The sequence below is a fragment of the Aquimarina sp. MMG015 genome (genome assembly GCF_018100855.1).
Taxonomy (GTDB): Bacteria; Bacteroidota; Bacteroidia; order Flavobacteriales; family Flavobacteriaceae; genus Aquimarina; species Aquimarina latercula.
Genome location: NZ_JAGJEB010000017.1, coordinates 13,968 through 26,715 on the forward strand (window position 1 = coordinate 13,968; position 12,748 = coordinate 26,715).

10 protein-coding genes are annotated in these 12,748 nt (G+C 32.4%); 5 read left to right on the top strand and 5 right to left on the bottom strand.

What is annotated here, in order from left to right; genetic code table 11:
* Positions 1 to 178: 178 nt before the first annotated feature.
* Complete coding sequence (locus J8L88_RS21980; RefSeq protein WP_211061862.1) at positions 179 to 649, bottom strand: hypothetical protein; 471 nt, start codon at positions 647 to 649, stop codon at positions 179 to 181.
* 112 nt (positions 650 to 761) lie between these two features.
* Between J8L88_RS21980 and J8L88_RS21985 the strand changes: the two genes are divergently transcribed.
* Positions 762 to 1,073, top strand: a complete 312-nt coding sequence (locus J8L88_RS21985; protein ID WP_211061863.1) for a dATP/dGTP pyrophosphohydrolase domain-containing protein — start codon at positions 762 to 764, stop codon at positions 1,071 to 1,073.
* A 206-nt stretch (positions 1,074 to 1,279) separates the two neighbouring features.
* On the opposite strand, the gene J8L88_RS21990 is transcribed toward J8L88_RS21985, so the two are convergent.
* Both J8L88_RS21990 and xerA read right to left on the bottom strand, forming a co-directional pair.
* Positions 1,280 to 1,519 carry a hypothetical protein gene (locus tag J8L88_RS21990; RefSeq protein ID WP_211061864.1) on the bottom strand — a complete coding sequence of 80 codons (240 nt, stop codon included), beginning with the start codon at positions 1,517 to 1,519 and terminating at the stop codon, positions 1,280 to 1,282.
* A 307-nt stretch (positions 1,520 to 1,826) separates the two neighbouring features.
* Positions 1,827 to 2,960 carry a site-specific tyrosine recombinase/integron integrase gene (gene xerA, locus J8L88_RS21995; RefSeq protein WP_247666532.1) on the bottom strand — a complete coding sequence of 378 codons (1,134 nt, stop codon included), beginning with the start codon at positions 2,958 to 2,960 and terminating at the stop codon, positions 1,827 to 1,829.
* A gap of 130 nt (positions 2,961 to 3,090) precedes the next feature.
* On the opposite strand from xerA, the gene J8L88_RS22000 reads away from it, so the two are divergent.
* Positions 3,091 to 3,468: a hypothetical protein gene (locus J8L88_RS22000; RefSeq protein ID WP_118385819.1), complete on the top strand. Its 378-nt coding sequence runs from the start codon at positions 3,091 to 3,093 to the stop codon at positions 3,466 to 3,468.
* A 107-nt stretch (positions 3,469 to 3,575) separates the two neighbouring features.
* Here the strand turns inward: J8L88_RS22000 and recG are convergent, their stop codons facing one another.
* Complete coding sequence (gene recG, locus J8L88_RS22005) at positions 3,576 to 5,678, bottom strand: ATP-dependent DNA helicase RecG (protein ID WP_027394139.1); 2,103 nt, start codon at positions 5,676 to 5,678, stop codon at positions 3,576 to 3,578.
* Positions 5,679 to 5,780: 102 nt separating this feature from the next.
* Here recG and J8L88_RS22010 point away from each other — a divergent pair, with 102 nt between their 5' ends.
* Genes J8L88_RS22010 through J8L88_RS22020 form a run of 3 tightly spaced genes read left to right on the top strand, consistent with a single transcriptional unit; the run spans position 5,781 to position 9,733 of the window.
* Positions 5,781 to 7,898 carry a M1 family metallopeptidase gene (locus tag J8L88_RS22010; RefSeq protein ID WP_233557641.1) on the top strand — a complete coding sequence of 706 codons (2,118 nt, stop codon included), beginning with the start codon at positions 5,781 to 5,783 and terminating at the stop codon, positions 7,896 to 7,898.
* Positions 7,899 to 7,906: 8 nt separating this feature from the next.
* Positions 7,907 to 8,800 carry a patatin family protein gene (locus J8L88_RS22015; RefSeq protein WP_118385820.1) on the top strand — a complete coding sequence of 298 codons (894 nt, stop codon included), beginning with the start codon at positions 7,907 to 7,909 and terminating at the stop codon, positions 8,798 to 8,800.
* A gap of 9 nt (positions 8,801 to 8,809) precedes the next feature.
* On the top strand, positions 8,810 to 9,733 hold the full coding sequence (locus J8L88_RS22020; RefSeq protein WP_211061865.1) for a patatin family protein: 924 nt from the start codon (positions 8,810 to 8,812) through the stop codon (positions 9,731 to 9,733).
* Between the two features lie 101 nt (positions 9,734 to 9,834).
* On the opposite strand, the gene J8L88_RS22025 is transcribed toward J8L88_RS22020, so the two are convergent.
* On the bottom strand, positions 9,835 to 12,699 hold the full coding sequence (locus J8L88_RS22025) for a PKD domain-containing protein (RefSeq protein WP_211061866.1): 2,865 nt from the start codon (positions 12,697 to 12,699) through the stop codon (positions 9,835 to 9,837).
* Positions 12,700 to 12,748 lie beyond the last annotated feature (49 nt).

The following is a 12,748-nucleotide window of genomic DNA, read 5'->3' on the forward strand; positions in this document are numbered from 1 at the left end:
CGTGTGAAAAGACACTAACTTTTCGTACTAACACAGAGCCGAATTTTTATATTTTGTTTTTAATTTTTCTCTTTTTAAAAGCCAAATTAAAAATTTGGTGGACTTTCTAAATATACACAAACCTTTCGGTTGAGCACTTATTTAGCTATGTTTTATACACCGTGTTGGCAGTAGTTTTTTAATAAAATCCTTTTTTCTTTAGAACTTCTATTACTTTATTATTTTCCTCAATTCTTTTTTGTTTTTCCCTTTCAGTTCTTTCAGGGTCATTTTCGAAAACCTGATATCCAAATTCCCATAAATATTCTAATCCTTCAAGTTTTCCGTCAGGTTTTAATCTTTCGTGTCTACTATTAGTCATTCTATGAACAGCAAAAAAATCAATATAATATTGCTCCTGAGTTCCATAAATTCGAGCCTTAATGTTCCATCCTCCAATTCCTAAATCATAAACTTTGTCGGCCACCATTAACTCTGGAAGACTAATATCTTTTTCAGAAAAGTAATCTGCAAAGCTAACTTTTGCTTTGTTTGAAATTGTAATTCCACTTTTTTTGTTTGATAGAATTTGAGATTCAATTTTATTCTCTTTTGTAGGCTTATTATTTTCTTTGCGATTTGAACCAAAGAGGTTTTTGAGTATTTTCATTTTTTTAGGTTCGTAATTACTGCCAACGGCTGAGTATAAAAGGCGTTTTAATGCCCTTTTATACAGTGTTGTACACTGTTAAGGGCGGATTTGAAATAAAAAACTTGATATTATGAATATAGTAGAATTAGAAAACGAAAGGTTAAAGTGGAGCCTTGAAACATTCACTGAAGCAACGGCAATAAGCTCACTGAGAAAACTTGAAAGCGAGATTGAAGAAATAGAAGCAGACATAAACGAAGGAAAGCAAGTGCCCGAAGAATATGCCGATGCTCTTATGTGCTTATTTGATAGTGCTGGGCGACACGGAATAGGAGTTCAAGAAATATTCTCTGCATTCGCTGAGAAGTTGGAAAAGAACAAAAAGAGAGTTTGGAAGAAAAACTCCGACAACTCCTATTCTCACGTAAAGGTTAGCCCTTAATTGTGTACAACGGTCTAGTGTATGAAACGTAGCGTACAAAAAGACACTAACTTTTCGGATTAACACATAGCCGAATTTTTATATTTTGTTTTTAATTTTTCTATTCTAAAAGCCAAATTAAAAATTTGGCGGACTTTTTAAACAAGCACAAACCTTTCGGTTAAGCACTTATTAGCTATGTTTTATACACCGTGTTGTATGCTGGCTTATTTCCATATTTCCTTGAATACTTTCAGTACATTTTCTTTTAATTCAATCGGAATATTTTTGTTTTTGTCAAAGTCCAATTTCACTTCTCCTTTTTGATTGTGAGTTTGCATTATAAAGTAGCCACTTGTGTCAAATTCTCCGTTGTATTCAGCGTGAATTTGGTTAATCTCTTTATTAAACTTGTCGAGTTTATCCGAATAGTCTTTTCCGTATAAAAATTCGCTTATGTTTTCCATTTAACTGTTTTGTAAATTAAAATGCCTATTAAAATCAGAAATATAATTCCGCAAGAGTATGTCAGTCCGAGAAATAAATCTTGTTGTTTGCACAAGTCAATTCCTGAAACTTGAGAAATACACTCTCCAGATTCCGTTTCATATTTCAGACTTACTCCTGTATTTATAGCCATAAAATAAAAAAGTGGAACTCCAAAAAACGAAAAACAAAGTCCGATTATGTAAAATATTTTTCTCAAAAGTTATTTTTTTTAGCTTGCATACAACAATGTTATAACAGCTATTGCTGTTATATCTCTTTTATCATCTACAAATCTAGAGGATTTTTAATCATTCTAAAAGTATTTGTAGCGACGTGAGTATAAATTTCGGTTGTTTTACTAGAACTATGCCCTAGTAATGATTGTATGTAACGTAGGTCTGTCCCGTTCTCTAGTAAATGCGTAGCAAAACTATGCCTTAACGTATGTGGGGTTATCCTCTTTGTAATTTTAGATTTTTTGGCGGCTTTTTCTATAATTGCTTTTACACTGCTTGCACTGTATGGATTTCCTTTTGGCCCTTCAAATAAATAATGTTTAGGTTGGTATTGTTTGAAATAACTCCTTAAATCTTTTAATACATTAGTAGATAATAATGTATATCTGTCTTTGTTACCTTTTGCATGGACAACCCTGATTACCATTCGCTTACTATCAATATCTGATATTTTTAAATTGAGTAACTCAGTTCTTCGTAATCCGGCAGAATATAATAGACTAACAATACATTTGTGTTTTAGGTTATTGGTATTATTGATGATGGATAAAATTTCATCTTTACATAATACAACAGGAAGTTTTTGTTGTTTTCTAGGTCGTTCTATGGCATAAAACCTATTTGGCATATTAAGAACAATCTCGTAATAAAACTTTATGCTATTTATGGCCAGATTAATATAAGAGTTTGATTTTTTTTCACTTATTAATTTTCTAAGATACCTTCTTATTTCTAGCTCACCAATGTTTAAAAGTTCAATATCCGTATAATAATTAATAAAAGCTTCAAAAGCATTTACATAAGATCTTACCGTATTTTGAGAATAACGTTTTAATAATAGTTTTTGTAAATATTCTTCAGGACAAACTCTGTAGGTGCTTGCTAGCGTTCTATTCTTAAGTGGTTGAATATTAGCAATTGGGTTAGAATGGTTAATCACTTTATCGCTATAAAAATAATTACAATTGATCCAAGCCACACCTCTAAACTTCTCAAAAATTAGATCTATATTTTTTTGATTATTAATGATATAAGGCATTTTAAAATGATTACTCCACCTAGGATTAGGTAGCTCTTTGATTAAAGCCTGGATTATTTTATCCGGATAAAATTGCAAACCAATCATTTTTTGTTGATCAATCATTAAGTGTTTTAAGGTGATGTTTTTACTAATATGTTTCATTTGTTCCAAAGATGTATTGTTTTATAATCAATCACAATATAAGGCATCGAATTAAACGTTTAATAAACGTTTAATTCGATGGATAGGTAACATTTATGGGTTTGAAGACACTATCTTACAAAGGTGTGTTATGGAACGACAGTGTACGTATTGTAAAGAACAAATCGAGGGAAGGGTAGGAAAAAAATTCTGTTCTTCTTATTGCAGGTCTGCTTTTTATTATCAGAAAAATAAAGAGAAAGAATATTCTTTATTTAAAAAAATAGACAAACAATTAAAAAAGAATCGAAAAGTTTTAAAATACTATAATAAAGCTGGGTTAGTAACTATTCGTAAAGAAAAGCTTCTAAAAGAAGGTTTCGATCCTAAGTATTTCACTCATTATTGGAAAAATAATAAAGGACAGGTATACTTATTCTGTTATGAATATGGTTTTTTGACTATTAAGGAGAACGAAAAAGAAAAATATGTGTTAATCCAATGGCAATCATATATGAATAAGGCTTAATTGCGTCAGGGATAGGAATGGCATCCTTTTTTTTAGAGCAGTGTTCTTCGAGAGCCTAAGAATACTGCTCTAAAAAAAAGATATAATGGATAGCCCGCTCGGACGCCCTAGCTAATATAGTTCCAGATATTTTTATGTTTAGCAAGTTGCTGATAAGTAAATAATAGTACTTTATTTTTTTCTAGAGATAATGCTGGGTCTTCTTTTAGAATTTTCATAGCGTAATATCTTGCCGTTTGCAGCACATCATTATCTCTTACGATGTCTGCTATTTTAAGATTAAGAACGCCACTTTGTTGGGTACCCATAATATCACCAGGACCTCTTAATTTTAGGTCTACTTCTGCAATATCAAAACCATCATTGGTGCGTACCATGGTTTCTAATCTTGTCTTACTGTCTGATGATAGTTTATGACTGGTCATTAATATACAAAAACTCTGTTCTGCACCGCGACCTACGCGACCACGTAATTGATGTAATTGTGAGAGTCCGAAACGTTCTGCACTTTCTATAATCATTACACTGGCATTAGGCACATTAACACCTACTTCGATTACTGTAGTAGCAACCATGATATTCGTCTCGCCTTTTACGAAACGTTCCATTTCATAGTCTTTATCTGCAGGTTTCATTTTGCCGTGTACTATAGAGATTTGATAGCTGGGAGTAGGGAAGGAGCGTGCAATACTTTCGTATCCATCCATTAGATCCTTATAATCCAGAGCCTCTGATTCCTGAATCAAAGGGTAGACTACATATATTTGCCTTCCTTTTTGAATCTCTTCGGCAATGAATTTGAAAACTTTTAAGCGATTACTATCATATCGATGTACTGTTTTAATAGATTTTCTACCTGGTGGTAATTCATCAATAACAGAAATATCTAAATCACCATAAAGGCTCATCGCTAGCGTTCTAGGGATGGGTGTTGCTGTCATTACCAAAATATGTGGAGGATAGGTGTTTTTATGCCATAATTTAGAACGTTGTGCAACTCCAAATCGATGTTGTTCATCTATAATCGCTAAACCTAGATTTTTAAATTTTACTTTATCTTCTAAAACAGCGTGAGTTCCGATAAGGATATGTAATGTTCCTTCTTCTAATTCTTGATGGATTTCTCTACGTTCTTTTGCTTTAGAGCTACCCATTAGTAACCGTACATTGATGTCTAATTCTTGGGTTAGTTCTACTATTCCTTGATAATGCTGATTGGCTAAAATCGCGGTTGGAGCCATTAAACATGCCTGAAATCCATTATCTATAGCCAATAACATTGTCATTAAAGCTACAATTGTTTTACCTGATCCAACATCTCCCTGTAACAATCGATTCATTTGGGCACTGCTGCCAATATCTTTTCGAATTTCTTTAATCACTCGTTTTTGCGCATTGGTGAGTTCAAAAGGGAGATGATTGTTATAGAAATTTGTGAAGTAATCACCGACTTCGGTAAAAGGAAATCCTTTAATCTTTTGTTTACGGATTAACTTTTTAGTAATTAATTGTAATTGGATATAGAATAATTCTTCGAATTTTAATCGGTATTGCGCTTTAGCCAATAATTCCTGATTCTTAGGAAAGTGAATATTAAGAATTGCTTCACTTTTATGAATTAATTTTAGTTCTGATCTAATTTCTTCAGAAAGTGTATCATAAAATCGTGCTTTTGTATCCAAAAATAATTGTTGCATCATTTTACTCAGCACTCGATTAGTAATACCCCTATTTGATAATTTTTCTGTTGAAGGATATACTGGTTGCATCATCACTTTCAGATTCTTTTCATGTTCCGAAAGTAATTCCATTTCTGGATGCGGCATACTGAAACCATTATAATACTTAGTTTTTCCGAAAATAACATAAGGCGTATTAAGTTTTAGGTTTTCTTTTATCCATTTATGACCTCTAAACCAGACTAATTCCATTTCTCCAGTATCATCTATGAACTTTGCCACTAAACGTTTTCCTCGTTTTTGCTCTACCATTTTAATGTGAACAATTTTACCAACCATTTGTACTTCTGCAGAAGTACGTTGTAACTCACTTATCTTATAGTAATTCGTTTTATCTATATATCTATTTGGAAATAAGTTTACTAAATCCTGATAGGTATGTACTCCTAACTCAGTGCGCAATAGATCGGCTCTGGATGGTCCAACACCTTTTAGATAATCAATTGGAGTTTGTAAAATATTAGGATTCATTAAAGCGAAGATACTATTAATCATAAAAATCTTCAATGTAAAATTTGTCACATAACCAGAGTAAAATCGTTATTTTGGCAGAACGTTTGATTATTGAATGATATGCGATTTATTTTATGTCTAATTATAAGTGTTGCTTCCATAGGAATCAATGCTCAGCAAGTAGATAGTTTACTTGAAAACACAAAAAAAGAACAATCCTCTGTAGATTTTATAACAGGAAAGGTAAATATATTTCTAGATGCGAATTATAGAAAAGTAGAAGGAAGAGTAATTTATACCTTTCGGATAAAGCAACCTACGCAATCTATTTTTATTGATGCACAAAACATGCGAATTATGAATGTTTTATTAGATGGCGAGAAGATAGATGTAGTATATGATGATAAAAAAATAGAAATCACTTCTGATTTTAAGTTAGGAGCTGAGCAAACTATCGAAATACAGTATATAGCTGCTCCTAAAAAGGCACTTTATTTCTTAAATGATTATCAGGGTAATGATCAAATATGGACGCAAGGACAAGGTAAATACACATCTAATTGGTTACCTAGTTTTGACGATATGAATGAGAAGGTCATATTTGATTTGACAATCAATTATAACTCAAATTATGAAGTAATTGCTAATGGTAAATTAGTTAGCAAGCAAGCGGTAAATGATTCTATCCAACGATGGGAATATGATATGGTACACCCTATGAGTAGTTATTTACTAGCATTGGCTATTGGTAAATATGAAAAAGTGGTGGAAACCTCGGAAAGTGGTATTCCATTAGAAATGTATTATTATCCAGAGGATAAAGACAAATTCGAACCTACTTATAAGCACAGTAAACAGCTATTTGATTTTCTCGAAAAAGAGATTGGATATGCTTTTCCTTGGCAAAATTATAAGCAAATTCCGGTTAAAGACTTTTTATATGCGGGGATGGAAAACACAGGAACAACGATTTTTTCTGATGCTTTTGTAGTTGATAATATTGGTTTCAATGATCGTAATTATATTAATGTAAATGCTCATGAATTAGCTCATCAATGGTTTGGTGATTTAGTTACAGAAACAGAAGGGAAACATCATTGGCTTCAAGAAGGGTTTGCTACGTATTACGCATTGCTAGCAGAAAGAGAAATTTTTGGTGAAGAATATTTTCAGTATAAATTATATGAAAGTGCAGAACAACTTACAGAGCAATCTAAAGCTAATAATGCTACTTCTTTATTAGATCCTAAGGCCAGTTCTCTTACGTTCTATCAGCGAGGTGCCTGGGCACTACACGCTCTTAAAAATGATATTGGTGAAGCGCATTTTAAGGTAACAATTAATAATTATTTAGAGAAACATAAATACGGTAATGTGACCACATCTGATTTTATTACTATTGCTGAAGAAGTAAGTGGCGCAGATTTATCAGAATATCAAAAAATATGGTTGGAAGCAATTGAGTTTCCTTCGCAAGAAGCACTAGATATATTGACAAAGTCTACATTTATTAAAAAATATTTAAATCTTGCTGCAGAGCGAACGCAACCCATTGCGGGCAAATGGGGAACGTTAGCAACAGCTTTAGACTTTCCCATAAACGAATATTTAGGTCAAGAGGTGATCTATCAATTAGAAGGAGATACATCACAAGAAGCATTGGCATTGTTTACAAAAGCATTTGAGACTAATAACATATATGTTAGACAAGCAATTGCCAATACGATGAGTAGTATTCCTAAAAGTTTACAAAAACAGTATGAGTCCTTATTAGAAGATCAATCATATGCTACTATAGAACCGGCACTATACCATTTATGGGCTAATTTTCCTTCGGAGCGAAGTAGATATTTAGAGCAAACTAAAGATATCATTGGATTTAATGATAAAAATGTTCGAATTCTGTGGTTGGTCTTAGCATTAAGTACCAAAGAATATCAAAGCGAGAAGCATCAAGACTTTTATACAGAATTATCAGGGTATTCATCTTCGAAACATCATTTTAGTACTAGAGAAAATGCTTTTACATATTTAGAAAGTTTACAGGCTTTTTCCGACCAATCCCTTATAGATCTTGTTGATGGAGCGGTACATTATAATTGGAGATTTCGAAACTTTTGTAGAAAAGTTTTGGATAACCTTTTGAAGAGTCCTAATTTTCAAAAGAAATATGTAGATTTAAAGAATAATTTGCCGAAGAGGCAACAAGAGTTTTTAGAAAAGAAATTAACCCCATAAACTATGATATGCGTGCATTAGTAATTTCCGGAGGAGGAAGTAAGGGAGCTTTTGCAGGTGGAGTAGCACAGTATTTAATTCAGGATTTAGGAAGGGAATACGACTTATATGTAGGGACATCTACTGGTAGTCTCTTGATTTCTCATTTAGCTCTCGCTAAAATACAAGAGATCAAAGATATATATACTTCTGTTAATCAATCTTCAATTTTTAGAAATTGCCCTTTTGTTATTAAAAAGAAAAGAGGGTACAATGAAATTTCAATTAATCATTTTAATGTATTCCGAAATTTAATAAAAGGTAATAAATCTTTTGGGGATAGTAGAAACCTTAGAGATCTTATTAAGCAATCAGTAACAGAAACGTATTTTCATAAAATTAAACAAACTGATAAGGATGTTATTATTACGGTGACAAATTTATCAACCAATGAAGTAGAGTATAAATCTATTAAAGAGTGTACATATCAGGAGTATTGTGATTGGATATGGATTTCTTGTAATTATCCACCCTTTATGAGTTTGGTAAGGAAAAACAATTGTGATTATGTTGATGGAGGATTGGGTTCGATGGTACCTATAGAAGAAGCTATTCGCAGAGGGGCTACAGAGGTTGATGTGATTGTTCTAGAAACCGAAATTAATTACCTTAATCGCATGCCTACAAAAAATCCATTTACTCTAATAACGAGTATGGTAGATTTTATGATGGATACTATAGAGCATCAAAATATTAGAATTGGTAAATTTATAGCGACTAGAAAAGATGTGGCTATGGATTTATATTACACACCTACAGTATTAACCACGAATTCATTAGTATTTGAAAAAGAGAAAATGAAAAAATGGTGGAAAAAAGGCTATGAATTTGCCAAAGAAAAAAATATATCAAATAGACTATAATCAAAATATATGCGCGCATTAGTCATATCCGGAGGAGGAAGTAAAGGAGCATACGCAGGTGGCGTAGCTCAATATTTAATGCAGGAGGAAGGAAGGAAGTATGATCTTTTTCTCGGAACTTCTACCGGAAGTTTGTTAATACCTCAATTAGCATTAGGAAACATTGATAAAGTATATGATATCTATACCAATGTAAATCAAAGTACTATTTTTAGTGTAAATCCTTTTAGAACCAGAAAGAAAGGTAATCGAGAATTTGTTTCAATTAATTTCTTTAACACGGTTGTACAATTCCTGAAGCGAAAAAGAACCTTTGGAGAAAGCAAGAATCTTAGAAGAAATATTCGTAGAAATTTTTCTGAAATAGAGTTTGAACTTGCTAAAAAAAAGGTGGAAGATATTGTTGTAACAGTATCTAATTTAACAAAAAATACTACGGAGTATAAGTCTATAAAGGATTTTTCTTATGAGGATTTTTGTGATTGGATCTGGATATCTTGTAATTATGTTCCTTTTATGAGTTTAGTAACCAAAAATGGTTGCGAATATGCTGATGGTGGCTTTGGTTCAATGGTTCCTATTAGAGAAGCAATCAAAAGAGGTGCTACCGAAGTTGATGCTGTTATCCTAGAATCCGAAAATATGGAACATAATAAAGTACTAGGTAAGAATCCTTTTTCTTTAATGGTAAACTTGTTTAGTTTTATGTTTGATCAGGTAGAAGGTCACGATACTGTGGTAGGAAAGTTGGCTGCAAAAAATAAAAATGTAGTACTCAATTTATATTATACACCTTCTAAATTGACAGAAAACTCGCTAGTGTTTAATAAAAAATTGATGCGTAATTGGTGGCAGCAAGGATTCGAATATGCAGCCGATAAAGCAAAGCAAGCAGAAGAAAATAAATTAAAAAATATTGATATGGCAGGGTAATTTTCTAGCTGTGTTTATACTATAAGTAAGCCATACTAAGTAAGTCTAAAATAAAGAAACTTAGTATGGCCTAGTTTACATAAGATTATTAGATACTATTGTTAATTTATTGTTTTAATAAATCGATCTACTAATTTATTATTGATAAGTAAGAAGTATAACCCTTCTGGAAGAGAACTAGTATTTAAAGTTTCAGGAATATCAGATCTATTTATGATTGTCTGACCTAAACTATTTACTACTTTTAGAGAATATTTATCTTCTAATGCAGATACTCCACCTATATTTAAGATTTCTCTTGCCGGGTTAGGATATAAGATGATTTGATTTTCTGGTGATTCAATATCGATAATAGATAATGGCTGAATTTCAATATTCTCAGAGAATATGCTACATCCAACATCGTTAAATACTTCTAATGCGTAAGTACCTGTTTCTTCGGCTATGTAGCTAGAACCGGTAGCACCTTCTATTTCTTGGTTATTAAAATACCATTGATATGAGGTATACGGTTCTACCGCCGAAATTTCATTTGTTTCTGCATTAACATTCATTGTTGGTAATGCTGGAGCATCTGAGATACTTATTTCGACTACTGCACGTTCTGTAGTTTGGCATCCACCTAAAGTAGAAATTTCCCAATTATATAGATAGTAGTAAAAGCCTTCTGGCGCAGTGGTTGCAGAACTTCTTTTAATATTAATTACGTTTTCTACAATATAAGGATAGTTAATATTATCATTACTTCTGAAAAGATTTGCCTCTTCAAGAAAACCTATTTCCAAATCTGTTCCTACAGGAATATTCATATTGATATCAATGATACTTTCTCCATCAGGAATATTTATAGTTTTTGTTTCTAGTACAGTTCCAGCCGCATCAATAAGTTGTAATGTTCTGTTTCCAGATCCTTCTGCTATTACTTTCGCTTTTTTAAGGATAATAGGCTGATTTACATCAAAAACTAGATTAAACCCTCCTTGATGAATATCTCCAGAATTAGATGATATGTCTTGTATTCCAGTTACTGCAGATATAATAGGTTCAATAGTTCCTGCTACATAAAATGTTTGGTCTTCTGTAAGATTAGAAACATCTAAGTCAGCACCTGTAGCAATAGCTGTATTACTATCTATAGCGTCATACCATATGTAACCAGAACTACCCGATGCTGTTATAGTGGTGGTATTTCCAGGACATATGGATTGGTTCATGTTTTCTGGTAATGTTGCAATATTGATCGTGATTAAATCTTCTTTGATATTAGTATCTTCCCCTATTGTATTAGTCGCTGTTAGTGAAACCGTATATGTACCGTTTGTCGTATAGGTATGTGTAGGATTCAGTTCTGTAGAAGTAGTTCCATCTCCAAAATCCCAAGAAACCGAAGTAATTGTATTGATAGACGTATTTAAAAAACGTACTTGATCGCAATTTATAGATGCCTCGAAATTAGCAATAGGAGGCTGATTATTGTTTCCGGGAGTATAGGATCCTGAGATTTCGTAAAAACCAACAGAGGAATAATCCGAATACCCATTAGAAACATTTCCTTCTCCAACACCATCGATTTCTATAAAATATGTTCCTCCCGCTAATGTAGCATTAATACTAGCACTAAGACTATTAGTTGGATTAGAGATAGCAAGCTCTTCTCCTGTACCACTAATTATTCTAGCCTGGATATTTAGATTTGGGTAAAATGGATCTGGATCAATATTAAAATTCACTTCGCCACCAGCAGTAATAAAAGAAAATAAATCTTTATCCCCTTTTGTAGAAATTAAGGCTTGATGTAATGATGGATTAACGGTTCCATCTGTACTTACTTGTATAGGTGTGGCTTGTGCTATGTCATCCGAATGGTCATCTTCTTTATATCCAAAACCATTTCTATTTCCTGATATGATTGCCATATCATCTTCTTGTGTAATTGCATTGTCATATTCTCCTTTACTCCATTGTCCAATGGGTCTACTAGCACTCCATCCCATAATTGGACTCCAATCTGCATGACCAGCATAATATTGATTTCCAGGCACACCATCGTGCGATAGGCCTAAGGTATGACCAACTTCGTGAGATCCTGTTTCTCCAGCTGATCTGGTTCCACTATTATATACCCAACATGGGTTATCTATATTGGTATTAGAGAAAGAATTGAGATATGCGACACCTCCGGATCCAGGAGCTGCATCTGTGGTAGGTGTGAAAATACACATCATCCTTTGATTGATTGGAGTACTTTCGAAAGCAGTTCTATCTGTAGTAATATTAATATCAAAAGGTCTGAAATCTTCGGCCATTATTCTCCATATTTCTGTGATTTTAGCATCGCTATATCCTGTTGGTTGTGCATTAATAGTACCTCCATTAACCCACCAGGTATCACTAACTACTTCTCCATCAAAATCTAAATATACGGTATATGCAGATCCAGGAAGACTAGATAATAAAGGTGCTCTAGAAGATGCTTTATTAGTATTAGTTTCTTCTGAAGTTACTTTTTCATAATCTATACAAAGAACTTTATGAATGTCGATTTTTTGAACGAGAACAGTGTTCACATCATCGGAGTAGTATCGATATGCTATTTTTTCTTTGTATAATACGATATGGCCAGAAATGATATTATTTTGTTTTGTAATATGAAATGTAGAAGTATTATCATCATTTATACTTCCAATAATAGAGTATGTATCTGTGTTTCCTTCTGTTTTGGTGATCTTTCCTTTATAGGATATATCTTTTGAAACGTCGAGCGTAATTATGTCAGATTTTTTATTCCAAAAGGTTTGTGTAAAAGTCTTTTCATTTCCCAAATGGTATGATTCATTTTCTTGCGAGAATGCAGTATTATGATAAAAAACACATAGTAGAAATAAACTAAGTATTTTTAAAAAGCTGTGTTGCTTTTGTTTAAAATAATGTTGGTTTTTTGTTTTTAAGAGTGCAATTTTTTTCATTTGACTTGATATTGAATTTGTTGATAATGGTTTGATTCACTTATACAAA

What these genes read in the sequence shown, in the direction of transcription:
- J8L88_RS21980 (WP_211061862.1), bottom strand. Translation starts at nt 649, where the DNA reads ATGAAAATACTCAAAAACCTCTTTGGTTCAAATCGCAAAGAAAATAAT.
- J8L88_RS21985 (WP_211061863.1), top strand. Translation starts at nt 762, where the DNA reads ATGAATATAGTAGAATTAGAAAACGAAAGGTTAAAGTGGAGCCTTGAA.
- J8L88_RS22020 (WP_211061865.1), top strand. Translation starts at nt 8,810, where the DNA reads ATGCGCGCATTAGTCATATCCGGAGGAGGAAGTAAAGGAGCATACGCA.
- J8L88_RS22010 (WP_233557641.1), top strand. Translation starts at nt 5,781, where the DNA reads ATGCGATTTATTTTATGTCTAATTATAAGTGTTGCTTCCATAGGAATC.
- J8L88_RS22015 (WP_118385820.1), top strand. Translation starts at nt 7,907, where the DNA reads ATGCGTGCATTAGTAATTTCCGGAGGAGGAAGTAAGGGAGCTTTTGCA.
- xerA (WP_247666532.1), bottom strand. Translation starts at nt 2,960, where the DNA reads ATGAAACATATTAGTAAAAACATCACCTTAAAACACTTAATGATTGAT.
- J8L88_RS21990 (WP_211061864.1), bottom strand. Translation starts at nt 1,519, where the DNA reads ATGGAAAACATAAGCGAATTTTTATACGGAAAAGACTATTCGGATAAA.
- J8L88_RS22000 (WP_118385819.1), top strand. Translation starts at nt 3,091, where the DNA reads ATGGAACGACAGTGTACGTATTGTAAAGAACAAATCGAGGGAAGGGTA.
- J8L88_RS22025 (WP_211061866.1), bottom strand. Translation starts at nt 12,699, where the DNA reads ATGAAAAAAATTGCACTCTTAAAAACAAAAAACCAACATTATTTTAAA.
- recG (WP_027394139.1), bottom strand. Translation starts at nt 5,678, where the DNA reads ATGAATCCTAATATTTTACAAACTCCAATTGATTATCTAAAAGGTGTT.